Raw genomic sequence first — 1,674 nt, forward strand, 5'->3', positions numbered from 1 at the left:
CTATTAGCAATTCCTCATAGGACGGTCGCTTAGCGGTCGGGCCAGGGCGACGATTCCCGAGGAGATTACCATGACAAACCGGAAAACTCTGCTGGCGGCGCTTGCCGCATTGGCGCTCCTGGCATCTCCGGCGCTCGCCGGCAATGGGCACGGCGGTGGCGGTGGCAATGCCGGAGGCAACGGGCACGGCAACGGCGGTAGCAATGGCAACGGCGGCGGCAATGGCAAGAGCGGCGCTTCGCACGGCAAGTCGTCGTCGGCCCCCGGCCAGGTGGCCAAAGCGGACGACACCACGGTCGACAAGACCACCAAGGTCTCGTCCGTGCCCAAAGGCAAGAACATCCACGCCAAGCTTGGCCGGGTGAGCTCGCTGAAGCGCAACATCAATGCCTATATGAACTCGAAGAGCAAGAAATTCGCCGCCCTTCAGGCATTCGTGACGCAGTCCGCCAAAGCCAAGGTCGCTCAGGCCGCCGCCGACGCAGCACAGGCTAAGCTGGATGCGCTGACGTCCCTGACACCCGATCAGATTGCCGCGATGTCGCTCGAAGATCAGGCGGCCCTGCCTGGGAAGATAGCTGCTCTGCAGGCCGAGGTCGCTGCCGACAACGCTGCTGCTGCTGCGGCCGCGGTCGGCACCGATGATGCATCGCTCGACGCGGCATTGGCGGATATGGCCAACAAGCCCGTCGACGCCGCGGTCACGTCCTGGGCTCAAGACGTCCTTGCCGGCAAGATCGACCAGACGGCTGCCGCGATGCAGACGGAAACGACGCCGTAACGAACCGCCGCCGAAACGGTAGTGGTCAGTCAAAGAAGATGCCGCCGGGTTTCACTCGGCGGCATTGCCTTTTCCCGCTCATGGTCGGGCTGGCTATCCAGGGATAGCCACCGAGCTGGCGTCCAGGGATAGCCAGGCTCGAAACACTCAGACGTGCTTGCGGCCGCCGGTTTCGCGGAACCAGCTGTCGGGATAGGGATACCACCAGTCCTGGATCGCAGGCTTGTGGTCGATGATCACCATTTTGGAGCGGCGGAAGGCGTCGAGCCCCTGGCGTCCGAGCTCGCGGCCAAGGCCCGAGGCCTTCCAGCCGCCGAACGGCAGGGCATCGTTGTCGATCAGCGGGTTGTTGACCCAGACCATGCCGGCTTCGAGCCGTTCAGCCGCCTCGTGGGCTTCGGCCAGATTCGATGTGAACACCGAAGCGCCGAGCCCGAACGGGCTGTCATTGGCAAGCCGGATCGCCTCGTCGAAATCCCTGACCCGGCAGATGGCGGCGACGGGTCCAAAACACTCTTCGCGCACGATCGCCATATCAGGGGTGACGCCGGTCAGGATGGTCGGTTCGTAGAACCAGCCGATGTTGTGCGCCGGCGGGATGCGCCCGCCGGTCACCGCCTTGGCGCCATGGGCAATGGCGTCATCCACAAGGCGCATCACTTTGGTCCGCGCGCTTTCGCTGACCAGCGGGCCGATCTCGGTCTTGTCCATGCCGTTGCCGATGCGCAGCGCCCGCGTCCTTTCGGCGAACAGCGCGACGAAGCGGTCATGCACGGAATCGACGACGAAGAAGCGCTCGGCCGAAGTGCAGACCTGGCCGGTGAGGTGGAAGGCGGCGGTGACGCTGCCGGCCGCCGCGATCTCGAGCGGGGCATGCTCGCTTATGATCAGCG

At 64.8% G+C, this 1,674-nt stretch carries 2 protein-coding genes; one reads left to right on the forward strand and one right to left on the reverse strand.

From position 1 onward, the window contains the following. The first annotated feature begins 70 nt into the window (after positions 1-70). On the forward strand, positions 71-781 hold the full coding sequence (locus EN969_RS30070; protein ID WP_127419679.1) for a hypothetical protein: 711 nt from the start codon (positions 71-73) through the stop codon (positions 779-781). Between the two features lie 147 nt (positions 782-928). Here EN969_RS30070 and EN969_RS30075 read toward each other — a convergent pair. After that, a partial coding sequence (locus EN969_RS30075; RefSeq protein ID WP_127419680.1) for an aldehyde dehydrogenase family protein occupies positions 929-1,674 on the reverse strand: 746 nt, incomplete at its 5' end.

The sequence above is a fragment of the Mesorhizobium sp. M7A.F.Ca.CA.003.01.2.1 genome (assembly GCF_003998945.1).
In the GTDB taxonomy this organism is placed as follows: Bacteria; Pseudomonadota; Alphaproteobacteria; order Rhizobiales; family Rhizobiaceae; genus Mesorhizobium; species Mesorhizobium ciceri.

Bases quoted from the DNA above. Each gene is read 5' to 3' on its own strand.
- EN969_RS30070 (WP_127419679.1), top strand. From the start codon at position 71: ATGACAAACCGGAAAACTCTGCTGGCGGCGCTTGCCGCATTGGCGCTC.